The following is a 23,010-nucleotide window of genomic DNA, read 5'->3' on the forward strand; positions in this document are numbered from 1 at the left end:
TCGGAGCACCATGAGCACTACAACGGCCACACAGGTCGGCCTTCCCATTGATGAGAAGGTCACCCAGCGCGTCGCACTCGGCGCCCTCGTCGGCACCGCCCTCGAGTGGTACGACTTCTTCCTCTTCACGACCGCCTCAGCGCTCGTGTTCAACACCCAGTTTTTCGCCACAAAGGACCCGATCCTCGCCGGCATGTTCTCGTTCGCGACCCTAGCCATCGGGTTCGTCGTGCGCCCCATCGGCGGCGTCGTGTTCGGCATGCTCGGCGACCGGATCGGCCGCAAGAAGATCCTCATGGTCACGATCGTGGGCATCGGCGTCGTGACGGGCCTCATCGGCATCCTGCCGAGCTACGCGGCGATCGGCGTTGCTGCGCCCGTGTTGCTCGTTCTCCTGCGCATCGTCCAGGGTCTCGCCGTGGGCGGCGAATGGTCCGGCGCCATGGTAATCGCCGTCGAGAACGCCCCCGTAGCTAAGCGTGGCCGGTACGCGGCGCTCCCCCAGCTGGGCTCGCCGATCGGCACCATCCTCTCCTCGGGCGGCTTCGCCCTCCTCGCCGCGCTCCTCAGCAAGGACAGCTTCGACGCATGGGGCTGGCGCATCCCGTTCCTCGTCGCGATCCCGCTCCTGCTCATCTCCCTGTGGATCCGTTCCAAGCTTTCCGAGTCCCCCGAGTTCGTGGCCCTTATGGAGGCCGAGGAGGTCGAGAAGTCCCCGCTGCGCGGCGTACTCAGGAACTCGTGGAAGCAGATCCTCGTGGGCATGGCCTCCGCGCTCCTCGGCGTGGGCGGCTTCTATCTCGTCACCACGTTCGTGGTCTTCTACGGCACCACTGTGCTCAAGCTCGACCGCAACCTCATGCTCACCGCGACCCTGGTCGCCGCCGTCTTCGAGATCCCCGCGCTGCTGGCGGGCGGCCGGATGGCGGAGCGGTTCGGCGCGAGCAAGGTGATTCTCGGCGGCGGCCTCGCTACCGTCCTCCTGGCGTTCCCGGCCTTCCTCGCGGTCGAGAGCAGGAGCCCTGCACTCGTGGTCATCGGCATGACGGTGGGCGTCATGGCCCTGAGCATCCCCTACGCCGTCAGCGGTGTGGCCCTGTCCGGGATGTTCCCCACCCAGACCCGCTACACGGGCGTGGCCATCGCCTCCAACCTCGCCGGGCTCCTCAGCGGATTCGTGCCCATGATCGCCACGGCCACCCTCGTCGCGAGCGGTAACTCGTGGGTTCCGAGCGCCTGGATGCTCGTGGGCATCGCCGCGCTCACCGTGCTCTCCGGCCTCGCGATCCCCGCGCTGAGCATCAAGCACGAGGGCGTCAAAGCGTGAAGCTCGACCTCGTGATCCGCAATGCGGACATCGTCACGATGGACCCGGCCCGGCCGTCCGCGGCCACTCTCGGGGTCCTGCACGGGCGGATTCTGGGGCTCGATGAGGAAATCGACGGGCTCGCTGCGGCCGAGGTCCTGGACCTCGGCGGCCGGGCCCTCGTCCCCGGCTTCATCGACGCCCACTGCCACACGCCTTGGTTCGGGCTTGGCCTGATCGAACCCTCCGTCGAGGGCTGCGCCGGGTTTGAGGAGCTCTACGGCCTCCTGGCCCGCTCGGCCGGAGAGGTCGCCTCGGGCGCCACGGGCGAGGAGTGGCTCATCGCCTCCGGCTTCAACCACGACCTCTTCGGCGGGGCCTTCCCCTCGCTCGGGCGGCTCGACGCCGCGACGGGGGACGTGCCGCTGTTCCTGCGCCACAACTCCGGGCACCTCGCCATCGTCAACACTGCCGCGCTCCGGCGGGCAGGGCTGGCCGAGCCGGGCTCGCCGGACCCGGACGGCGGCACCATTGTGAGGGACGACGCCGGACGGCCCACCGGCGTGGTCGAGGAGACCGCGCAGAAGATCTTCCAGGCCCTCTTCCAGCCCCGGCCGCTCGCCACGCTCCAGGCCGCGATCGAGCGGGCCACGACGGTGTACGCGTCCCAGGGCATCACGTCCTTCACCGACGCCGGGATCGGCGGCGGCTGGATCGGGCAGAGCCCGGTCGAGCTCGCGGCGTTCCAGCGCGCTGCCGCCGCCGGGACGCTCGCGGCCCGCGCCCAGGTCATGCCCGTCCTCGACGCGCTGCGGCCACTCACAGGGCACGCCTCGGATGCCCTCGGCACCGGCCTGGACCTCGGGATCCACTCGGGCTTCGGCTCGGACTTGCTGTCCCTGGGCCCGGTCAAGGTGTTCCTCGACGGCTCCCTGCTGGGCCGCACGGCCGCCGTGACGGAGCCGTACTGCACGCACGGGAACGGACACGGGCACCCGAACACGGGCTACTTCCAAGGCGACCCCGAAGGCCTCAAGGCCGCCATCGAGGCCGCGTACCGCTCCGGGTGGGCGGTCGCCGCCCACGCGATCGGCGACCGCGCCGTGGACCTGGCCCTCGAGCTGTTCGAGGACCTCCAGGCCCGCTACGGCCGCCGTGCCCTGCCCAACCGGATCGAGCACGCCTCAATCGTGCGCCCTGACCAGCTCCCCCGCCTCGCCGCGGCCGGGATCGCCGTGACCCCGCAGTCGAGCTTCTTCCACGACGGCGGCGACGGCATGACCGCCTCCCTCGGCCCCGGGCGGGCCGCGTGGGCCTACCGCGCGGCCTCGTTCCTCGGCGCCGGGGTCACCGTGGCCGGCAGTTCCGACCGCCCGGTTGCGGACGGCGACGTGCTCCGCGGCATGCAGGCCTACGTCGACCGCCGCACGTCCTCCGGCGCGGTGTTCGGCAACCCGGCCGAGCGGCTCACTCGCCGCGAGGCGCTCTCCCTCTACACGACCCAGGCCGCCGCGGCCACCGGAGCAGCCCAGACCAAGGGAATGCTGTCCCCCGGGAGGCTCGCCGACGCCGTCGTGCTCGCGGCGAACCCGCTCGACGCGCCGGACCTGACCACGATCGCCGTCGAGACCACGCTCCTCGGCGGCAGGCCGACCTACTCTCACGCTCTCGAAGGAGTGCCCGCATGAACGCCACCCCGCCCACCGACCAGGACTTCCTCGCCGACTTCGCCACGATGGGTACGTTCGGCGCGACCGGCAACGGCGGCGTGGACCGCCAGGCCGGCACCGCGGCCGACGGCGAGCAGCGCCGCTGGCTCGAGGGCCTCCTCACGGACCGGGGCTTCACGGTCCGGTACGACCGGATCGGCAACCAGTGGGGCCTGCTCGAGCTCGTGCCGGGCGCGCCGTACGTCGTGGTCGGCTCGCACATGGACTCCCAGCCGACGGCCGGGAAGTACGACGGTGCGTACGGCGTCCTCGCCGCCGCGCACGCGGCGTTCCGGGTCGCCGCCCGGCACCGCTCAGGGTCACACGGCGCGGCCGTGGGCCGGGAGCCGGTGGCGAATGTCGCCGTCGTCAACTGGTTCAACGAGGAGGGATCGCGGTTCAAGCCCTCGATGATGGGCTCCTCGGTCTACACCGGCAAGCTCGCGCCCGGGGACGCCCTCGCGGTGCGGGACGCCGCGGGCGTTTCCGTGGGCGAGGCGCTGGATGCGCTCGGGTTCCGCGGCGACTGGGACGGCCCCGAGGCCGCCGCGTGCGCCGAGATCCACATCGAGCAGGGCCGCTCGATGGAGCGCGACGGGGTCACTATCGGGCTCGTGCACTCCAACTGGGCCGCGAACAAGTACGAGTTCGTGGTGCACGGGGAACAGGCGCACACCGGCTCGACCGTCATCGCCGACCGCCACGACGCGCTCCTGGGCGCCTCGATGCTCGTGGTCGCGGCGCGCGAGATCGCCGACGCGTTCCCGGGCGTGGTGCACACCTCGGTGGGGCAGCTCGACGTCTACCCGAACTCGCCCGTCGTCGTGCCCAGCAGGGTGAGCCTCCTGCTCGACCTGCGCTCCGCCGACGAGCCGGTCCTTGCCGAGGCGGACGCGATGCTGCACGAGCGGGTCGGCCGGATCGAGGCGGCCGCGAGCGTGACCATCGAGCGGCGCACCTCGCACTCGTGGCCCGTCACGCCGTACCAGCCCGAGGGCGTCGAGCTCGCGGCGAAGGCCGCGGCGGACCTCGGCCTCGTGCACCGGCCCGTCATGACGCTCGCCGGGCACGACTCGACGAACATGAAGGACATCGTCCCCACGGTCATGCTCTTCGTCCCGAGCGTGGACGGCATCTCGCACAACGAGCACGAATACACGCACGACGGCGATCTGGTCGCCGGGCTCGCTGTGTTGACCGATGTGATGGAGCGGCTCCTTGCCGGTGAGCTCACTGAGCGCTGAGCACGGACGGCCCGGACGGTCCCGCCGAACATCGACGCGTCGCCGGATTCGCGCCGAGGCCGCCCAGGGGCACCTCGGGGGTTAATCCATTCGATGCATTATTCTGGGTGGGACCGTTCACGTTTTCGCGCGCGTCCCCCGGAGCGCTCATACCCCAAGGAGCCTCCGTGAGCCTTCCGGACCAAGCGACGGACCAGACAGCTCCCAGCAAGCGCCCGGGCCGGACTCCCGCCGGGGATGCGGCCTGGGGGTGGCTGATCGGGATCCTGGCAGGGCTGCTCGGCCTGGGGCCTTGGCTGGTGACCGGTGCACAGCTCCCGCTGCAGAACTTGTGGGGCGCCGAGGTTGCCCCGGACCAGATGCCGGTGTCGTTACTGCCGCTCAGCCAGTACGAACTCACCACGATCGTTGCCCTCCTCACCGTGGGCGGTGCAGCGGCCGGACTCGCGGTGCGCATCTGGTCCCCCGCCCGACGGCGACTGGCGGCGTGGTGCGCGGCAGGCGGCCTTCTGGTGGTCCAGTTCACGGCGGCCGTCCAGTCATTCACAGTGCTCAACGACGGCCTGACGGGCGGAACGATGGCGGGGCTCTACTTTGCCGGGCTACTCGCGGGGGTCACCGCCGCCGTCGCTGCGGCCCTCGTGGCACTCCTGCTGCTATGTTCGCGGTCACGGAGCCTGGCGGCATTGGGCGCCGGGCTCATGGCCGTGCCGTTCGCTTCGTGGGCGGTGGAGTGGGTTGTCGGCTTCGTTGGGCACACCAACGTCCCCGCCGCAGTGCCGTCAATGGCTCACTGGGTTCCCGCCATCCTCGTTGGCTGCGCCCTGGCGTGGTGCGGCCTTCGGCCTGCGCGCCGGGCCGCGGTGTGGGCCGTGAACCTTGCCCTGTTGTGGGTGGTCCCCGCCCTGTTCATCTCCGTCAACTACGTCCTGGGGACGCGTGTACTGGCCGGCGACCTGCAGGAAATGCTGTTGATGAGCCGGCAAATCCTGGCGGCAACCCTTGGACCCCAGGGCGGAGCAGTGCCCAGAATCCTGCTGGCCCTCGCCGTCGCGCTGGCGGGGCTGGGCGCCAAATCTATTGCCGCCCGCCGGCGGCCGGACGTTCCCGCCTCCCCGTCGACGTAAAATCCGGGCTCGCCCGCGGATTCGAAGGGCGCCACTCCAGCAGGAGGGGCGCCCTTTCGCGCGCGACGGCCACACAGCCCTGGGTCCAAACGGCCCGCTCCGACACGGCCGGATCGCTTTCGATGTTCCCCTAGCCGAGGCCTCCACACCGCATGACTGGCCGGCTGCAAACTGGCTACAGGAGCAAGCCCTCGCGTACCGGAGTGTGACTCTGGTGCGCAAACACAGACTTGTCCAGATCCGCGACGGAAGCCCTGCCCACGAAGCCCATGGCCCCCTTCAGCTCCTCGTGGAGAATGCCGAAGGCTCGATCAACCGCGGGTTCTCCGCCGGTGGCAAGGGCGTAGGCGAACGGGCGGCCAGCAAGCACTGCGCGGGCTCCCAGTGCCACTGCCTTCACGATGTCGTGGCCGCGCCGGACTCCGCCGTCAAGATAGATTTCCGCCCGTCCGCCGACAGCTTCCACGATGGAGGGCAGGACATCGATAGTGGCAGGCTGGGAATCGAACTGCCGGCCACCGTGGTTGGAAATAAAGATGCCGTCCGCCCCTTCGTCCGCAGCCCGCGCAGCGTCCTCGGGATCCATAATCCCCTTGATGACGAGGTTTCCCGACCACTCCGAGCGGAGCTTGGCAAAGTCGTCCCAGGTGGCTGCGGGATTCTTGTTGGACGCCATCCAGCTGTTCATTTCATCCATCCGGAGCGGACGGCCGTTTACCTCGTAGTTGCCGTAAGTCATCTTCCGGCCCGTCAGCCAGCGCCACAGCCACCCCGGGCGGGTTGCCGCGTTGAAGTAGTCCGCGACCGGGGGGCGTGGCGGCATGGACAGCCCATGGTGGAGGTCGCGTTCCCGTTTGCTTGACGACCCGACGTCGCCCGCGACCACCAACGTATCAACGCCGGCTGCCCGTGCCCGCTTAACGTAGCTGGCAGTTTCCTCGGGGTCCTTCCAGAAGGCGACCTGTGCCCAGAGATTGTTTGGAGCCACCTTGGCAACTTCTTCGAGGGAGCATCCGGCCCAGGCGCTGTGAATGAAAATCGATCCTGCCCTGACCGCCGCCCGGGCGACGGCGGGATCAGAACCCGGATGGAATATGGTCAACATCCCCATTGGCGCCACCATGAGCGGCATCGCCAGGGAACGGCCCAGGACTGTGGTGGACGTGTTCATGCCCGTGAGGTCCACCAAAGAACGCTGGCGAAGCATCAGGGTGTCAAACCGCTCCTCGTTGGCCCGCATGGTGGTTTCATCTAGGGCGCCACCCTCCAGGTAATCAGAAATCATCCTGGGAAGCTGCCTCCGGGACGCCCTGCGGTAATCGTCGATGCTGACAATCCATTTTTTTCTCAAGATTCCTGCTCCAATGTGAAGGTCTAAAGTACTTTTGCCAGGAACTGCCTGGTCCGTTCGTGCCGGGGCTCGCGCAGGACGGTGCGCGGATCGCCCTGCTCCACGATGCAGCCGTCGTCCATGAAAATCAGGTGGTCACTTACTTCCCGGGCAAAACCGATCTCGTGGGTGACTACGATCATCGTCATCCCGGCCTCGGCCAGCCCGCGCATGACGTCGAGGACCTCGCCCACCAATTCCGGATCCAGGGCGGAGGTCGGCTCGTCAAAGAGCATCAACCGCGGTTCCATAGCCAGTGCCCGAGCGATCGCCACGCGCTGTTGTTGGCCGCCGGACAGCGAACCCGGGTACGCGTCCGCCTTGGCCGCCAGTCCCACCCGTTCCAGGAGGATTCTGGCCCGCTCCCGGACGGCGTTGCGGGTTTCCTTTTTCACCCGAATGGGTGCCTCGCAGACGTTTTCGAGCACAGTCATGTGGGGAAAGAGGTTGAACCCTTGGAAAACCATGCCGATGTTCTCGCGGGACCTCGCAGCCTCTGCGTTGCTCTGCGCATGCACCCGCCCGTTCTTGATTTTCACGCCTACCGGCTGTCCCTCAACGAGGATGTACCCGCCGTCGAGCGTTTCCAGCTGGTTGATGCAACGCAGGAACGTGGACTTGCCGGAGCCGGAGGGTCCGATTATGCAGGTGACCTCGCCCTTATTGATCGTTAGGTCGATCCCTTTGAGGACGTTGAGGTCACCGAACTGCTTGGTGACGCCTCTGGCCTCGATCACTACGTCGTTCACGATTGGACCTCCTGCGCGGCGGTGGTGCGGGACCGCAATGCCTTGGCTTTGCGGAGAGAGCTGCGGCGGGAAATGCGCCCAGATGTTGCCGTTCCTCTGTTGAAATGCCGTTCAATGTAGAACTGGCCCAGGCTCAGAAGGCTGGTGACCAGCAGGTACCAAAGGCTTGCAGCAATGAGGAGCGGGATGGTTTTGAAGTTCGCGCTGTAAACGAGCTGTGCGGAGTAGAGCAGTTCGGGAAAGGCCAGCACGCTCACCAAGGACGTCGTTTTGAGCATGGAGATAGTTTGGTTTCCGGTGGGCGGAATGATGATCTTCATTGCCTGCGGCAGGACAATCCGCCAAAGTATGGTCAACCGCCTCATGCCGAGCGCCTTGGCGGCCTCCGTTTGCCCCCGGTGCACGCTCAAGAGGCCTGCCCGAACGATCTCGGACATGTAGGCCCCTTCGTTGAGGCCAAGGCCTAGGATCGCGGCGAGGAATGGGGTGATGATCACGTTGGCGTCAACAGAGAAGAACTCGGGCCCAAACGGAATCCCGACTTCGAGCCGTGGATAGATGGCGGCGATGAAACCCCAGAAAAGGAGTTGGACGAATACCGGCACACCGCGGAAAATCCAGACCAGAAATGCCGCAACCCCGGCGATGATGAAGTTCGGGGCGAGCCTGGCAAGTGCCAGCAGGGCCCCGACGACAATTCCGACGGTCATGGAGATGACAGTCAACTGAAGAGTGCGCATCAGGCCGGTAAACAGCCGTTCCGAGGTGAACCAGCCAAAGACGACGCCCCATTCAAAGCGGGGATTAGTCACAAGGGAGTAGCCGACCAGAAATATCGCACACAGGACGATAGCTGCGGTCAGCCACAGCAGTCCGTGGTGCTGGTGCGGACGTCCCAGAAGAAGTTGGCGGTCTATGCCGTCGTCCACAAGCGCTTGGTCGCCTGATGCTGTAGCTGTGTCGCTCACGGCGGCCTACTGTGCCTTGTTGAAGGCGAAGTCCGCGATCGCGCCGGTACCCACGCCCCACTTGTCGAGAATCTCCTTGTACTTGCCGCTCTTGACCAGAGACTGCATCCCGAGTTGCACGGCCTTCTCCAGGCCAGCCCCCTTCTTGAACCCGATGCTGACGGGCGAGAGGTCCTTCTCACCAAGCAACTCGAGCTGGCCGCCCTGCTTGATGGCATATCCCAGGGTGGGGCCGTCAACGTACACGGCATCGATGCGGCCGGCAGTCAGCGCGAGGTTGGGCGCCTGCATATCGGGGTAGGTCATGGCTTGGATGGCTTCCTTGCCCGAGGATGTGCACGCTTCGGACAGCGCCGGAAGTCTCTTGAGATCCTGGAATGATCCCTTCAGCACGCCAACGCGCTTTCCGCACAGAGTGTCCACGGTCAGGTGCTGGGGGTTTCCCGGCGCAACGCCGATCCCGCTTCCGGACTGGTAGTAATCGACGAAATCGAGCACCTTCATGCGTTCGGCAGAGGGCGACATCTGGGAAATGGCCATGTCGAACTTACCGGCGCCAATGCCGGGGATGATGCCGTCGAACGGTCCGCTAACAACGGTGGTCTTGAGCCCAAGCGACTGCCCCAATGCGGCCGCCACTTCCGGGTCCACGCCGATGGTGGTGGTCCCGTCTCCGGCCATGAAGTGCAATGGCGGCGAACTCTGACTCATGGTCACCGTGAGCGTTCCCTTTTCGCGGATGGCCTGGGGTAGGGCTGCTGCAGCGGCGGCGTCGGTTTCAACGGCTGCGTTGGAGCCCGAAGTTTTTGCCGCCTCTGGGGTAGCAGCGCTGACCGTCGACGGGTTGGAGCATCCTGTGAGGAGGGCGCCTGCAAGGGAGACTGCGGCGAGGGACAACAACGCATTTCGGAGCTGATTCATCTGCACACCTTTTGAGAGTCGAGTTCATGCCGATTCTGGTGACTAGGCCATGAGGCCTAGCAATCGATCCTGCCGTAGGGCCAAGGCCTGGTGTGTTCCAGGTCACCTTGGCGCTTGGTATCATGTACCGTACATCATGCATGATTCTGCGGCAACGGGTGACGGGCTTCTGCCTTTCAGGAGAACAGGCACTCGCTTTCCGCTCTCAAAATTGGAACAGAACGATCACTTCGTAGAGGATTTCCACATGGACGCCATCTCGTCAGAGGAAGAAGCGGGGCCATTCGCCGCACGGCCGATGCTGGTGGATCAGGTGTTCGAGGCAGTCCTGTCCTTGCTGCTGGACGACAAAATCTCCACCGGTTCGCCACTGAGCATCGATGGCCTGGCTAAGCGCTTCAAGGTGTCCTCCACCCCTGTCCGCGAAGCCCTGGCGCGACTCGAGGCAACAGGGATGATCCGGCGCGAGGCACTGCGGGGCTACAAGGTTGCCCCGGAACCGACGGCAGCGGATGTAGCTGCGCTCCTAACCTCACGGCAGGTACTGGAGCCGGCGCTCACGCGGATCGCGTGCACCAACGTGACTGATGGATTGGTGGCCGAACTTGAACAGTTCAATAGCGACCTCGACGCGTCTCGTCTTGGGGGCGACACCTTCGTCGGCTACCGCGCCTACTGGAAGGCGGATGAGAGCTTTCACCGTCGCATAGCGGAAGCCACAGACAATGAGTTCTTGCTGAGGGCCTACAGCTCAATTGAAGGCCACATTCAGCGGTTCAGGCTCATGGTGCATAACGACATGAGCGGCGAACATACGGTGCGGGAACATCAAGCGATCATCGACGCCTTTCGGGCACACGACGCCGAAGCCGCGATGGCGGCGATGAGCGAGCACGTCGACGGAATCAGGTCGCGCTCGTCCAGCCTCACAAAGTTCTCCGGCAAGAGTTAGGCGCCAACGTTAAACACACAGGCGGCGATGCCCAACCTGGAGTCTGGATCGGATCTGCCGTTGACAGAATCCCTCCGTGCCCTTGAAATTGACGATCAAAGTAGCCCATCATTTCTCTTCATGGTGGAACGACGACCGACCGATCAGCAGGCAAGCGAGGAAAACGGTCACGCAGTGTCATATCTCGACGACGGCGCCCCGCCCGCGCAGTTAGGTCCGAGCGGTTCCCCCGGGACTCTTACGATCAACCAATTACTACTTGAGAGCCGGATTGGGCTCGAACGTGTTCACGCTGCGGATCTTGAGCGGGAGATGGCAGCAGGCGCCCTTGTTGTGGACACACGGCCGGTCGATCAGCGCGACCGCGACGGTGGTCTTCCGGGAGCGGTCGTCATTGACCGGAACGTCCTCGAGTGGCGGCTCGATCCTTCCAGCCCCCACCGGCTCCCGATCGCTGACGACCCCGCTCGGCGGATCGTGGTCGTCTGCAATGAGGGCTACAGCTCCAGCCTCGCTGCACACACCCTGCAACGGCTGGGGTTGGCACGTGCGACCGACCTTATCGGTGGTTTCCAAGCCTGGGCAGCACTGCGCGAGCAGTCCGACTAGATAGCTTGTCTGCGCCAGAGCCACCGGCGCTACGAGATCCAGGACGACGACGTCGATCTTCAATGCCCGGGCGGCCGACGGACCCGGAGGCGAGTCCGGTGAGCGCCTCCGGGACCTGGTCGAGCCGGCAGGTGTCTCATAGGTCAGGTGCTGGGCTCGGGTTCGACCAGCATCAGGATCGTGTCCCGGCGTACGCCGTCGAATTTCATGGCGTCCGCCGCAGCCTCGGACTCCATCATTCGCTGGAACGTGTCCATGTCCGGAACTTCGACGATCAGACCGACGCGGTTGGATTTCTCCGGGTCGACAAAGGTTCGCACGGTCATGCCCAAGGGTCCGAAGAGTTCCCGGCGTCGTGGCGAGCTGAGCCAGTGGTCAACGTCCTCGACCTCATGGAATATCAATAAAGTTGCCATCGTAGCCTCTGCTTTCGAAAGCGGCCTCAGGGGCTGGATTGGAAAGGAATCGCAGAAGGAACCCCTGATCCAAGCAGAAATTACCACGGCCGCCTTATCTCCGATAGACCGCCAGAAAAAGCGGTCGCGACCAGGATCTGCCCGGTCTCCATCACCAGGATGAGGCCGGCGTCGCAGAGGGCGGAGAGCCGCTCCGCGATCACGAAGCTCGTCCGGTCTGGGCGCAGCGCGCCCATCGGCTTCCGCACCAGCGCGGCTCGTTGAGCGGCGTCGACGCCGACGAGAAGCAGGCTCCCAAAGCGGACGACGGCGGTCCTCCCGCCGTCGTCCGCTGGCGCTGGGTGCCGCTCCCCTACAGCGCCGCTCCTTACAGCGCGGACCAGCCGCCGTCGGAGGCGAGGACGGCGCCGTTGATGTTGGTGCCGTCCTCGCTGAGCAGGCGCGCCGCCGTCGTCACTAATAAAAAGATCTGACACCGCCGGGTCCGATTCTGCCGCGGCCAAGCTCTACACTCAGGACCGCCTCCCGCGCGGCTTCCCCGATAAAAGGAGGCGCAGCTACTCTCCCCTATCAGCCTGAAGCACACCCCAACCTGACATCCCTGTGCCTGGTGTCTTGACGACCCGCATCCGGATCGATATAGACGCTCCCAAAAATCGGTCCTGATCGCGTTGACACATGCCAGCAATTCGTTATGGCTGAGGAAGCCCAGAAGCAGTAGTCCAAAGTTCTTTGGACTACTGCTTCTGGTTGCCACCACCGCATGTCAAGGAACCCCCGGACTATGGCCTCTGCTGCTCCCTCTGGCTCTGCATGGAACTATGCGGAGCGGGGCGCGCGGTCTTGCCGACCTCAGCTTCGCTACCCCAACGAAAATTCCTACTCCTTTGGGACGTTTCTCGTCGGGACCGACTTCCTGCCACAGGGCATTGATGGAGTTGCCGGTGGCGGCCGCAGGGCAGGAGGCCCCCCGTCCAGATTGTCGCCGATTAGGCCTGGGCCGATCGCCAAATGTCCGGCCGGCCCAGGCCCGCCGAGACTGGACGCTCAGGAGTGTGTGTCTAGGAGGTCAGGCTCTCCGCGAGAGCCACACTCGCTTTCGGCATGGGGACAAGCCGACTTAGCTGTGTCACGTGGCGTGGTTCGAGTTCTTCAAGTGAGGAGACACCGAGCAGGCTCATTGTGCGTTCTATTTCACTGCGAAGGATCTCGACCATGCGATCGACCCCGGCGCGCCCACCAGCCATGAGACCGTAGAGGTAGGCGCGCCCAACGAGCGTGAACTTCGCCCCGAGCGCGACAGCGGCGACAATGTCTGCGCCGTTCATGATTCCAGTGTCGATCATCACTGTGGCGTCACGGCCAACCTCGCGTACCACTTGCGGCAGCAGGTGGAACGGCACGGGGGCGCGGTCGAGTTGACGGCCACCGTGGTTCGAGAGCACGATGCCGTCCACGCCGCGATCAATGAGCTTGACCGCGTCAGGGACGTTCTGCACACCCTTGACGACGAGCTTCCCGGGCCACAGCTGCCGGATGACTTCAAGGTCTTCATACGAAATCGTCGGATCCATTGCGGAGTTCAGCAGGTCACCCACGGTACCCCCGGTCGAGGACAACGAGGCAAATTCCAGCTTGGGAGTGGTGAGAAAATCAACCCACCACCATGGACGGGGTATCGCGTTCAAGATCGTACCCGCGGTGAGCTGAGGAGGGATCGAGAATCCATTGCGTTTGTCGCGCATCCGATACCCGGCGACAGGGACATCGACGGTGAACATGAGCGTGTCGAAGCCGGCCTGCGCAGCCCGTTCAACAAGACCGTACGAGATCTCACGCTCACGCATGACGTAGAGCTGGAACCAATTGCGGCCGCCAGGATTAGCGGCTTTCACCTGTTCGATCGATGTCGTCGCCAGGGTGGACAAGGTGAAGGGAATGCCCGCAGCTCCGGCGGCTCCAGCTCCTGCAACCTCACCCTCGGATTGCATGAGCCGAGTGAACCCGGTTGGAGCGATGCCAAAAGGCAGCGCCGAGAGCCCGCCGAGGACCTCGGTGGAGGTGTCGACGTGCTGTGCCGGTTTGAGGATATCGGGGTGAAACTCAATATCCTCAAACGCCTGACGGGCACGCCGCATTGAGATCTCGCCCTCGGCTCCGCCGTCGGTGTAGTCGAAGGCGGCTGCTGGTGTGCGTCGCTTGGCTATCTGCCGCAGATCCTGTGTGGTGAGGGCGGCGTCTAGGCGGCGCTTCTTGCCGTTGAACTCGGGTTTCTTGAACTGCAGAAGTTCAAGAACCTCTGCGGGCCTGGGAAGCTGACGGTTCAAAGTACTGATCCTTTCTGAAAACGGGAGTTGTCCGACGACGCGGCCTCCGGGACCACGTCCGAGCCTTCGCGGTGTGCGACGCGTTTGATGAAGAAGGAAGCCACGATTGAAATCCCCGCACACCCGGCAACATATGCTGCGATGGGCCACCACCGTCCGCCGCTGATTTCGAAGAGCCCTGCCGCAATGATCGGAGCGGTGCCGCCGAAGATCGCTGCACCGAGCTGGTAGCCGAGTGAAGCGCCGGTGTAGCGGACCTCGGGAGCGAAGTTCTCTGCGATCAACGTACCCAGAATCGCGTTGACACTGCCCCACAGAAGGCCGAAACCGACAATGGTGGCGACGAACAGCGCCCATGTCGCACCGGTGTTTAGCACGAAGTAGTAGGGCACCACTAAAATGAGTGTTGCCGTGGCCGACCAGCGGTAGAGCACGCCGCGCGAAAACTTGTCGGAAATTCGGCCGAAGACCGGCATCCAGATTGTTGCCACCAGCGCAGCCGCAGCAACAGCGAGGAGAACGACGTTCCCGCGTGCTCCCAAAACATTAGTGGCGTAGGCGATGACGTAGGTGCCGAAGATGTAGAACGGGCCCGTCTCCCCGGCCTTCGCACCGATCGACACGAGCACGGCACCCCAGTGCTTGGTGACGACCTCTTTAATGGGCAGACGCAGTTGCGCGCCCGCCTCTCGAATGCGCTTGAACTCCGGGGTCTCGTCCAGGCCATTACGAATCCAGAGCCCGATGAAGACGAGCACAACGCTGGCTATGAATGGAACGCGCCAGCCCCAGACAAGGAACTGCCCATTCGGAAGGAGAGTAAGGAGACCGACAACGCCGGCAGCGAGCAGCATGCCCAGGCTGATGCCCATCTGCGGCACAGCACCATAGAGCCCGCGACGATTCTTCGGCGCGTATTCGTATGCGAGAAGGAGTGCCCCGCCCCATTCGCCGCCGATGCCAAGACCTTGAAGGATGCGACACAGGATGAGCAGAATCGGGGCGGCTATGCCGATTGCGGCGTAGTCAGGCAGTAGCCCGATAGCGACCGTTCCGCCTCCCATGAGCGTGAGGGTGATGAAGAGCGTTTTCTTCCGGCCGATGCGGTCGCCGATATGAGAGAAAATAATGCCGCCCAAGGGACGGAAGAAGAAGGTAAGCGAGAACGAGATGTAGGCAAGCAAAGTCGACACGAACGCGTTGTCGCTCGGGAAGAAGAGCTTGTTGAAGACCAAGGCGGCAACGGTGCCGTACACGAGGAAGTCGAACCACTCGATGACGCTGCCGCTGAGGCTGCCCAAGAGTACCCGATAGTTCAGCTTCTCTTCGCTCTTTGTCTCTTCTGAGGATGTAGTGAGCGTCAAGGATCTTTCCTTTGGAATCGAAGGAGGTGTGGCCCTACCACATGGTCCGACCACAGGAAACTGTAGGCTGTGACCGTCGACACGTCAAGGTTTGACTGGTCTTGCAGAAACTGCAGGACGGTCCCGCGCAGCGCAAGATAACCCGCGGTCTAGGAGATGAAGCTGATGAGGCAGGTCAACTTCACTCCGCGCCGGCGCACGGAAAACGCGCGAAACAAGCCGGTTTGCGCCTGCCGAACAGTTGCCGACTAGTTCGCTGTCTCCATGTAATACCCGCGAATGTGCTCGCGCAGGAGTTCCGCAGCTGCCGCCCGGTCACCGCGACGGAGGGCGTCCAAGATCGCACGGTGTTCGGAACGAAGGCGTGCGGCGGCGCTCTCCCAGTCGGGAAGCGCCTGGGCGCGGGCAAGTGTGTGATCTGCAATGGAAGTACGCAGGGCGTCCATGAGCGTGCTGATGAGGGGATTTCCCGCGGCGCGCGAAACCGTTACATGGAACTCGGCGTCGAGATGAAGGAAATCAGGGACAGGAGTACTGGAGTCGTCCATAAGCTCAAGCAGCCGCTCCGCAGATTCCCAGTCTCCTCGGCCCGGATCCGAGTGCTCGGCGGCCCATGTCTCAAGCAGCAGACGCACCTCATACACATGTGAGTGCTCGACGTGGCTCGTCGCCAACTGCAGGTTAAGCGCCAGCGCCAACGCCTGCTCGGGCGCCGCAGTCACAACGGTACCGGAACGCGGCCCGGAACCAGTGGACGCCTGAATTGTTCCAAGGGCCTCTAGAACCTTCAACGCCTCACGCAACGAGCTCCGAGAGACTTGCAACGTCTCAGCCAGGGCCCGTTCACTCGGAAGGTGGTCGCCGATTCGGAGACGACCGCTCGAGAGTTCTCGGGTCACCCAGTTCATCACTGCCTCGTGCGCTTTCATCTCCACCGATTATTGCAGGTCAGGCAGGCCAAGCCGTTTCCAACTACTGTCGCGCATTCGCTAGGGCTTCTCGGTGGACCGTCGAGCTCCTATCAAAGGGCGGAAAAAGACCCTCACGCCGGAACGGGCGGCCGAGCTGGCCGAGCGCGCCGGCGACGGTATTCCGAAAGCCGTACTTGCCCGTGACTACGGGATCAGCAGGGAGACCGTCTACCAGTACCTGCGCCACGCCAAACCGGAGTGAATCCTCTCCCCTGCCGGCGAGGTCGCTGCGGCGTAGCCGACGCGGACGTAGCTTGACGGAAGATCCATTATCGGCGTCAAAACTACGGGAGTAGCAGAAGCTGCGAGAACTCCCGCCAAGGAACCAGCCGGGCGTTCCGGCCGGGTTGCCGGCGCAAGTAAACGAACCCACCTCCTGGGACTGCTTGGTCGGGATTTAGGTGCCTTTGTCCACCAAAATCCCCGGACGGCCCCCCGCATCAACCTCGGCCTGCCGCGCCCAGGTACGCACGGTGTCCACCGGCACGCTCACGATCGTGGCCACTTCCGGATGGCCGCGTCCTTGGACCTCCTGGTGCTCCGCGCCCCGCTCCAGATACAACCGCACGGCATGCGCCTTGAATTTCTGCTCTGCGACGCAGTCAACGCGCTCTCCCCGGGGAATCATGTCAAGATGCCCGCCTGGGTTGATTCGTGGAATCATTTGGTTTTGCCCGGATGGCGGGCTGGGGTTTGGTGCCCTGTTTCGCGGTGGTCAGAGTCAGGAGTTCGGCGCTGAGTGCCTGGACCTGACGCTGGATGCCAGCCGGGTTCAGGGGCTTGTTCTCCCGCCGCAGCCGCGTCTTCACGTCCCGGGAGACGGTGCCGGTGTCGGCCAGAACGCGTTGGAACGGGGTCGCGGGCCGGTCGTATGTCTTGCTGACCTTCGCTCCGGTCCGGACCTTCGCCACGAGCTTCTGCTGCGGTGCGAAATGATTCGTCAGCAGCCGCTGGAGCGCCCAGATCCGGTTCAACAGTTCAAGTTCGGCGGCGGTGTCGTAGCGGTGGTAGCCGACGGTCTGGCGGACGATGTGCCAGTTTTTCTGCTCCACATGCGCGCCGTCATTTTTGTTCCCGGAGCGGGACCGCGTGAAGGTCAGGTTCTCCTGTTCGCACCAGCGCAGCAGCTCCCGGTTGATGAACTCCGAGCCGTTATCGGAATCGATGCCGAGGATCGGGAACGGGAACGCGGCCCTCGCGTCCTTGATGGCGGCAAAGACCCATTTCTGGGCCTTGTTCCTGACCGACCGCGTTTCTGTCCAGCCGGTGGCAATGTCGGTGATATCCAGGGTGAAGCAGAACTCGCCGCTGCTGTTGCCGCCCTCGTGGCCGACCAGATCGACCTCGACGAACCCCGGCACCGCGTCGTCCCACTCGGCCCAGGTCCGCACCCGGATGGAGTCTTTCAGCAGTGTCCCCGGCTTGGTGTGGGACCGGCCGCGGGGAGCGAGTTTTGCCCGGTCCGGCCTGAGCCGGCGGTCAATCGTCGCCGGTGCGATGCGCAGCAACTGCGCCGCCGTGGTGTCGTCGATCTGCAGCTCCTTGAACCGGCGCAGGCGTGGCACCAGATCCGGCAGCGCGGCCGCCAGCAGCCGCCCGCACGGGGTGCCCTGCACCGCCCAGCAGAACCGCAGCGCCTCGATCACCGGCTCCCCATAGAGCGGAGACCGCGGCGCCGCCGGCGGGACCGGCTTCGGCACCAGCGCCAGCCGCAACGCCTTCCGGGCATGGTCCCGGTGCCAGCCCGTCGTCGCGCACAACTCGTCCAGAACCAGTTTCTTCGCCGCCCGGTCCGAGCGGGCATAGCGGGTGGCAATCGCCTTGGTGACAGCCCTGCGTTCACTCATCGAAAGCTCCATGGCTCACCCTGCCGAAGCGGCGCACACCACCCCGGCGGACACGCCGCTACGCGGGCATTCTCAAATGATTCCTCGAATACCGCTACGGGCATCTTTGACGAGTCAACGCGGACTCTTGACGCGTGTGACAACTCACAGTACCGTTGACCCTAATCCTTTAGGTAACCCAACTAACAGAGTTGCGAAGCCTTCCCTAAACGATTAGGAAGCCTGTAAGTAATGTCGAAGAAGCCAACATTGCGGGATCTAAGCGAAGTTACGGGGCTGTCGTCCTACACGGTTTCCCGGGCACTGAGCAACGGTGCTGATGTCTCCGATGCGAGCAGGAAACTCGTATTGAAGGCCGCCAGGGAGCTTGGCTATGTCCCGAACCGTGCCGCGCAGGAGCTCCGCAAGAAAACGCGGAGCACGATCGCTGTTATCACGGCGAGTACCTCGAATTACTACTACCTCGATCTGATGAAGGGCATCCAGCGGGTCCTGGCCGGATCCAACCGCAATGCGGTTGTGGCCGACATCGCCGCAGAGGGCGTTTACACGGCCGAGGTGGAAGATGCCACCGTTCAGGATCTGATTCAGTCGCGGACGGCGGGCATCATCACGACGCTGACGCTGAGTACAGAGAACATCAAACTCCTCGAAAGCTGGGACATTCCGGTGGTGTTCGTGGACTCGGCACCGCCGGAGGATGCGACGCGCGTTCCGAGCATCCTGACGGACAACTATGCGGCGAGCATGATGGCGGGAGCCCACCTGGCCCAGCACGGGCATACGGATTGGCTTTTCCTGGCCTACCCTGGTCGCTGGTCCACCCGCGCGGAGCGGGAGCGCGGACTACAGGAAGCTGCCCTCAAACACGGGGCCCGACTCCGGGTGCTGGAGACCGAGAACGACTCCAAATCAGCGCACCGCACACTTTCTGCTTACCTTGACGCACCCGCGCGGACCCTGCCGAGGGCGATCATCGCGGGAAATAACCCCCTGCTCCACGGCGTCCTCACCGTGCTCCAGGAACGTGGAATCGCTGTCCCCGGCCAGGTGGCACTCATTGCATTCGATGAGTTCGCCTGGGCGCCGTTGTTGGATCCCCCGCTGACCGTGGTGGATGAGGACAGCGAATCGATCGGGGTTCTCGCGGCCCAGACACTGACCCGCATCCTGGACAGCCAGATTGACGCCGACCGGCGGGGTGTGCCCCCTGTGCCCGACTATCGTCCCGAGGACCGCCGGGAGGTGAGCGCCGACCTGATTGTGCGGCGGTCCTGCGGCTGCTGACCCCAGCTCCGCCAGAGCGGAGGAAGAAAGAACAGGTTCCGGACCGGTCAACAACCGGACCGACCCGAAAGTCCCGGCTCCCAGAGGGAGCCACCACAACACCATCCATTTATTTCACCGACCTGACCGGCCGCGACGGCCCAACAGGTTCCGGTTCAAAGGAGATCCGACAATGAATCAACTCGCCAAGAAGTCAGCAATCTTCGCCTCCAGCGCCGCACTGGCCGCGCTGAGCCTATCGGCCTGCAGCTCGGGCGACGCGCAGCCCGCTGCCAGTAAGCCGCAGAAGATCGAGAAGATCGGCCTGATGGTCCAGGACATGTCAAACCCGTTCTTCTCGGCCATGGACAAGGGGGTCAAGGATGCCGCGGCGAAGATCGGCGCCACCTCCAACACCCAGGACGCTCAGCTTGACCTGGCGAACCAGAATTCCCAGATCGATACGTTCATCCAGCAAGGCATGAACCTGATCGTCATCAGCGCAGTGGATGAAAACGGCATCCAGCCGGCGATCGAACGGGCGAAGCAGGCCGGCATTATTGTCATCGCCGTGGACACCCCAGCCAAAAGCGCTGATGCAGTGGTGATGACCGACGCCGTCCAGGCCGGCGAGAAGTCCTGCCAGTACCTGTTCGAGCAGATGGGCGGAAAGGGCAACGTCCTCATGGTGGACGGCACCCCGCTTCAGACGATCCGGGACCGGATCACGGGGTGCAAGAACGTCGTGAAGAAATTCCCCGACATTAAAGTTGTCGGTCAGCAGGCCTCAAAGAACGACCGTGCCTCTGGCCTGGCCGTAACCACCGACATGCTCACCGCCACCCCGGACGTCCAGGGAGTTTTCGGCATGAATGATCCTTCAGCCCTCGGTGCCGTGCTGGCGGTCCAGCAGGCCCACAAGGCGGGCACCGTAAAAGTCACCGGCGTGGACGGAAGCCCGGAGGCCGTGGCCGAACTCAAACAGGCCGGATCCCCCTTTATCGGAACTGCGACTCAGAATCCCGCCGAGATGGTCCGCAAGGCCGTCGAGATCGCGCAGAACATCGTCGATAACAAGCCCCCGACGGACACGACGGTCCTGATCCCGAGTGAGCTCGTGACCCGGGACAAGGTCAGCCAATACAAAGGCTGGTAACCGCTCCACCATCCCTTTGTGGGGTCGCCCAGCTCCTGCAGCGGCCCCACACAGCCGGACCGAAATTAGGCCACCATGACCACAACATCCGTACCCCAGCCGCTGCTGCGGCTGGAAGCCATCACCAAGCGGTTCGCCGCCACGCTCGCGCTGAACAACGTCCAATTCGACCTGCGTTCCGGCGAGGTGCATGCCCTGATGGGCGAGAACGGTGCCGGAAAATCCACCCTGATGAAGATCCTGGCCGGGAACGTCGCCCGTGATTCCGGGCGCATCCTGATGGACGGCACCGAAATCGACATCCGCTCCCCGCAGGAGGCCGTTTCCCACGGCATCGCCATCATTCACCAGGAGCTGAACACCGTTCCGGCGATGACGGTGGCCGAAAACCTGGCACTCGGACGTGAACCGGCCACTCGATTCGGGGCCCTGGACCGACGCGCCATGATCGCCCAGGCCCGGGAAAAGCTCGCCCGGGTCGGTGCACGGATCGACCCGCGCAGAGAGCTCGGCGAGCTCAGCATCGGCATGCAACAGATGGTCGAAATTGCCCGGGCCGTCAGCGAGAACGCCAAAATCCTCGTCCTAGATGAACCAACTGCTGCTCTCTCACGCACGGAAACCCTCCACCTTTTCGCGATCATCAACGAACTGCGCGCCTCCGGAGTGGGCCTCGTCTATATCTCACACCGCATGGAGGAGGTGTGGGAACTTGCCGACCGGGTCACAGTCTTCCGCGACGGGACCTACGTCGGTACGCGGGAGAAGAACGAGATCAGCCCGCCCGACGTCGTACGGATGATGGTCGGACGCGATCTCGAAGACCTGTATCACCACGACCGGCACAGCCCAGGGGACGTCATGCTGGAGGTCAAGGAGCTCACGGACGGAGCGGGCATTGGTCCGGTCAGCTTCCACGTACGCTCAGGCGAAGTGGTCGCCCTTTCCGGGCTGATCGGGGCTGGTCGGACCGAAACTGCGCGGATGATCTTCGGCGCGGACCGGCCCCGCGGCGGAACGGTCACCGTCCAAGGCAAGGTGGCATCGGCCTCAAGCCCTGCCCAGGCCATCGCCCGGGGAATCGCCATGGTCCCCGAGGACCGCAAAGACCAAGCATTGTTCGTGTCCCATACTGTCGAGGACAACATCGCGGTCAGCTCCCTGGGCAGCCACGTCAGCGCCGGGGTGCTCCAGCGCTCCAGAATCCGGGCGGCGGTGAAAAAGCAGATGGAACGCCTCCATTTGCGGCAGAACGCGCTACGGCTGCCGGTCAGCGCACTTTCGGGCGGAAACCAACAAAAAGCGGTCCTGGCCCGCTGGCTGATGCGCCAATCCAACGTGCTCATCCTCGATGAGCCCACCAGAGGTGTGGACATCGGAGCGAAGAGCGAAATCTACGAAGTCATCAATGACCTGGCCCGGGCCGGCAAGGCAATCCTGGTCATCTCATCTGATCTGCCCGAAGCGATCGGCATCAGCGACCGGCTCCTCGTGATGCGCTCCGGCCGGATCGTCCACGAACTCAACTCCCGAACCGCAAGCGAAGAGGACGTTATGTCCCACGCGACCGGTACCGCAGCACAGACAAACGGAGAATTCCATGACTAACAAGGCCCTCAACCCACAGGACGCGGACGTCCGGCCGGAGGCGGCACCACCGCCCAGCCGTGGCTTCGACTTCGGGTACTGGTGGGATCGCGTCGGCATCCTCGTCGTGTTGGTGGCACTAGTGGTGCTGATGGTTGTGATCGCGCCTAATTTCGGGAGCGTCAACAACTTGCTCAACATCGCCCGGTCCATCTCGATCAACGCCATCCTGGCTGCCGGAATGACATTCGTCATTCTCGCCGCCGGCATCGACCTATCCGTCGGCTCCATCCTGGCAGTGGCCGGCGTCGCGTCGGTCATGACCGGCATCGCGGGACTGCCTGCACCCGTCGCGATCCTCGTTGGCGTCCTCGCGGGGGCGGCCGCCGGTCTGATCAACGGCATGCTCATCGCGTACATGTCGCTGGCCGCCTTCATCGTCACCCTCGGCACCATGACATTCCTGCGCGGTGCGGCATTCACCATGACCGACGGGCAACCCATTGTCTCCAACACCCTTAATTTCCGCGATGCCGGCAACGGGTACATCGCCGGCATACCGGTCCCCGTGGTGATCATGGTCATCGTCTACGTCGTGGCGTGGTTCGTCCTGGAACGCACCCGGTATGGCCGGCACGTATACGCCGTCGGCGGCAACGCCGAGGCTGCCAGACTCGCCGGCATCAACGTCAAGCGCGTCCTCACCTCCGTATACGTCATCTCCGGGGCCTGCGCCGGACTCGCGGGCGTCATCTTCTCCGCCCGAGTGGTCTCGGCCCAGCCCACAGCCGGCACCGGCTACGAACTGGATGCCATCGCGGCGGTCGTCCTGGGTGGCACCAGTCTCGTCGGCGGGCGGGGCCGGATCTACGGCACCCTCATCGGTTCCGTCATTCTCGGCGTCCTGAGCACGGGACTGATCCTGATGAACGTCCAATTCTTCACCCAGCTGCTGATCAAAGGGCTCGTCATCATCCTGGCAGTGATCATCGACAGCCTGAAGCAACGCACACTCCGCATGCCGTGGTCCCGGGCCGTCGCCGCCCAGACGCCCGCGTAAACATACTGCCGAAGCCTGCCCGACCCGACCAGCCCGCCCAA

The 23,010-nt window shown here is 64.4% G+C and carries 20 protein-coding genes and 2 pseudogenes; 11 read left to right on the top strand and 11 right to left on the bottom strand.

Annotated features, from left to right (window positions below; genetic code table 11):
- Positions 1-10 precede the first annotated feature (10 nt).
- From ACFVVK_RS00885 to ACFVVK_RS00900, 4 genes are all read left to right on the top strand, one after another.
- Positions 11-1,327: an MFS transporter gene (locus ACFVVK_RS00885; protein ID WP_390262098.1), complete on the top strand. Its 1,317-nt coding sequence runs from the start codon at positions 11-13 to the stop codon at positions 1,325-1,327.
- Positions 1,324-2,994 carry an amidohydrolase gene (locus ACFVVK_RS00890; RefSeq protein WP_390262101.1) on the top strand — a complete coding sequence of 557 codons (1,671 nt, stop codon included), beginning with the start codon at positions 1,324-1,326 and terminating at the stop codon, positions 2,992-2,994. The genes ACFVVK_RS00885 and ACFVVK_RS00890 overlap by 4 nt, the downstream gene beginning before the upstream one ends.
- Complete coding sequence (locus tag ACFVVK_RS00895) at positions 2,991-4,259, top strand: M20 family metallo-hydrolase (protein WP_390262104.1); 1,269 nt, start codon at positions 2,991-2,993, stop codon at positions 4,257-4,259. The genes ACFVVK_RS00890 and ACFVVK_RS00895 overlap by 4 nt, the downstream gene beginning before the upstream one ends.
- A 167-nt stretch (positions 4,260-4,426) precedes the next feature.
- Positions 4,427-5,386 (top strand): hypothetical protein, encoded by a 960-nt coding sequence (locus tag ACFVVK_RS00900; protein ID WP_390262107.1) that lies wholly within the window; start codon positions 4,427-4,429, stop codon positions 5,384-5,386.
- 175 nt (positions 5,387-5,561) lie between these two features.
- On the opposite strand, the gene ACFVVK_RS00905 is transcribed toward ACFVVK_RS00900, so the two are convergent.
- Genes ACFVVK_RS00905 through ACFVVK_RS00920 form a run of 4 tightly spaced genes read right to left on the bottom strand, consistent with a single transcriptional unit; the run spans position 5,562 to position 9,414 of the window.
- Positions 5,562-6,737, bottom strand: coding sequence for an alpha-hydroxy acid oxidase (locus ACFVVK_RS00905; protein WP_390262109.1), 1,176 nt, complete (start codon positions 6,735-6,737; stop codon positions 5,562-5,564).
- Between the two features lie 23 nt (positions 6,738-6,760).
- Positions 6,761-7,525 carry an amino acid ABC transporter ATP-binding protein gene (locus ACFVVK_RS00910; RefSeq protein WP_390262112.1) on the bottom strand — a complete coding sequence of 255 codons (765 nt, stop codon included), beginning with the start codon at positions 7,523-7,525 and terminating at the stop codon, positions 6,761-6,763.
- The gene (locus tag ACFVVK_RS00915) at positions 7,522-8,493 is read right to left on the bottom strand and encodes an amino acid ABC transporter permease (RefSeq protein WP_390262114.1); all 972 of its coding nucleotides are present in this window, start codon (positions 8,491-8,493) and stop codon (positions 7,522-7,524) included. Before ACFVVK_RS00915 ends, ACFVVK_RS00910 begins: the two co-directional genes overlap by 4 nt.
- Positions 8,494-8,499: 6 nt before the next feature.
- Entirely contained in the window at positions 8,500-9,414 is a 915-nt protein-coding gene (locus ACFVVK_RS00920; RefSeq protein ID WP_390262116.1) for an ABC transporter substrate-binding protein, read from the bottom strand.
- Positions 9,415-9,661: 247 nt separating this feature from the next.
- Between ACFVVK_RS00920 and ACFVVK_RS00925 the strand changes: the two genes are divergently transcribed.
- Both ACFVVK_RS00925 and ACFVVK_RS00930 read left to right on the top strand, forming a co-directional pair.
- Positions 9,662-10,366 carry a GntR family transcriptional regulator gene (locus ACFVVK_RS00925; protein ID WP_390262119.1) on the top strand — a complete coding sequence of 235 codons (705 nt, stop codon included), beginning with the start codon at positions 9,662-9,664 and terminating at the stop codon, positions 10,364-10,366.
- Between the two features lie 27 nt (positions 10,367-10,393).
- Positions 10,394-10,975 (top strand): rhodanese-like domain-containing protein, encoded by a 582-nt coding sequence (locus ACFVVK_RS00930; protein WP_390262122.1) that lies wholly within the window; start codon positions 10,394-10,396, stop codon positions 10,973-10,975.
- A gap of 143 nt (positions 10,976-11,118) precedes the next feature.
- Here the strand turns inward: ACFVVK_RS00930 and ACFVVK_RS00935 are convergent, their stop codons facing one another.
- The 5 genes and pseudogenes from ACFVVK_RS00935 to ACFVVK_RS00955 form a co-directional block, all read right to left on the bottom strand.
- Positions 11,119-11,391 (bottom strand): hypothetical protein, encoded by a 273-nt coding sequence (locus ACFVVK_RS00935; protein WP_390262125.1) that lies wholly within the window; start codon positions 11,389-11,391, stop codon positions 11,119-11,121.
- A gap of 1,061 nt (positions 11,392-12,452) precedes the next feature.
- A complete protein-coding gene (locus ACFVVK_RS00940; protein ID WP_390262128.1) occupies positions 12,453-13,718 on the bottom strand; it encodes an alpha-hydroxy acid oxidase in 1,266 nt (421 codons plus the stop codon).
- Positions 13,715-15,082 (bottom strand): MFS transporter, encoded by a 1,368-nt coding sequence (locus ACFVVK_RS00945; protein WP_390262131.1) that lies wholly within the window; start codon positions 15,080-15,082, stop codon positions 13,715-13,717. Before ACFVVK_RS00945 ends, ACFVVK_RS00940 begins: the two co-directional genes overlap by 4 nt.
- 248 nt (positions 15,083-15,330) lie before the next feature.
- Entirely contained in the window at positions 15,331-15,804 is a 474-nt protein-coding gene (locus tag ACFVVK_RS00950; RefSeq protein ID WP_390262771.1) for a FadR/GntR family transcriptional regulator, read from the bottom strand.
- Between the two features lie 30 nt (positions 15,805-15,834).
- A pseudogene (locus ACFVVK_RS00955) lies at positions 15,835-16,011 on the bottom strand (FadR/GntR family transcriptional regulator); the annotation flags it as partial.
- Between the two features lie 79 nt (positions 16,012-16,090).
- Between ACFVVK_RS00955 and ACFVVK_RS00960 the strand changes: the two are divergent.
- Positions 16,091-16,255 (top strand): annotated as a pseudogene (locus ACFVVK_RS00960) (helix-turn-helix domain-containing protein); the annotation flags it as partial.
- Between the two features lie 195 nt (positions 16,256-16,450).
- Here the strand turns inward: ACFVVK_RS00960 and ACFVVK_RS00965 are convergent.
- Both ACFVVK_RS00965 and ACFVVK_RS00970 read right to left on the bottom strand, forming a co-directional pair.
- The gene (locus ACFVVK_RS00965) at positions 16,451-16,621 is read right to left on the bottom strand and encodes a hypothetical protein (protein WP_390262133.1); all 171 of its coding nucleotides are present in this window, start codon (positions 16,619-16,621) and stop codon (positions 16,451-16,453) included.
- Between the two features lie 61 nt (positions 16,622-16,682).
- Positions 16,683-17,900: a DDE-type integrase/transposase/recombinase gene (locus tag ACFVVK_RS00970; protein WP_390262136.1), complete on the bottom strand. Its 1,218-nt coding sequence runs from the start codon at positions 17,898-17,900 to the stop codon at positions 16,683-16,685.
- Positions 17,901-18,131: 231 nt separating this feature from the next.
- Here ACFVVK_RS00970 and ACFVVK_RS00975 point away from each other — a divergent pair, with 231 nt between their 5' ends.
- From ACFVVK_RS00975 to ACFVVK_RS00990, 4 genes are all read left to right on the top strand, one after another.
- Complete coding sequence (locus tag ACFVVK_RS00975) at positions 18,132-19,187, top strand: LacI family DNA-binding transcriptional regulator (protein WP_390262139.1); 1,056 nt, start codon at positions 18,132-18,134, stop codon at positions 19,185-19,187.
- A gap of 172 nt (positions 19,188-19,359) precedes the next feature.
- A complete protein-coding gene (locus tag ACFVVK_RS00980) occupies positions 19,360-20,322 on the top strand; it encodes an ABC transporter substrate-binding protein (protein ID WP_390262141.1) in 963 nt (320 codons plus the stop codon).
- A 75-nt stretch (positions 20,323-20,397) separates the two neighbouring features.
- On the top strand, positions 20,398-21,930 hold the full coding sequence (locus ACFVVK_RS00985) for a sugar ABC transporter ATP-binding protein (RefSeq protein WP_390262144.1): 1,533 nt from the start codon (positions 20,398-20,400) through the stop codon (positions 21,928-21,930).
- On the top strand, positions 21,923-22,969 hold the full coding sequence (locus ACFVVK_RS00990) for a ribose ABC transporter permease (protein WP_390262147.1): 1,047 nt from the start codon (positions 21,923-21,925) through the stop codon (positions 22,967-22,969). The genes ACFVVK_RS00985 and ACFVVK_RS00990 overlap by 8 nt, the downstream gene beginning before the upstream one ends.
- The last annotated feature ends 41 nt before the right edge of the window (positions 22,970-23,010 follow it).

Origin of the sequence: Arthrobacter sp. NPDC058192, assembly GCF_042883665.1 — a bacterium.
GTDB lineage: Bacteria > Actinomycetota > Actinomycetes > Actinomycetales > Micrococcaceae > Arthrobacter.